The 218-nt window shown below is 60.1% G+C and carries 1 rRNA gene; it reads right to left on the bottom strand.

Annotated elements, in window-relative coordinates:
• A 23S ribosomal RNA gene (locus ADK41_RS16095) occupies positions 1 to 217 on the bottom strand; the annotation flags it as partial.
• Position 218 lies beyond the last annotated feature (1 nt).

The raw sequence follows: 218 nt of genomic DNA on the forward strand, positions 1-218 counted from the left end.
CTCTCCAACGAGCCGCTGACGTTTCGACTACGGGGGTCTTACCCTCTACGCCGGACCTTTCGCATGTCCTTCGCCTACATCAACGGTTTCTGACTCGTCCTGTCGCCGGCAGACGACAGAAGAGAGATCCCACAACCCCGCATGCGCAACCCCTGCCGGGTCTCACACGCATACGGTTTGGCCTCATCCGGTTTCGCTCGCCACTACTCCCGGAATCA

Source organism: Streptomyces caelestis (assembly GCF_001279005.1).
GTDB classification, from domain to species: domain Bacteria; phylum Actinomycetota; class Actinomycetes; order Streptomycetales; family Streptomycetaceae; genus Streptomyces; species Streptomyces heliomycini.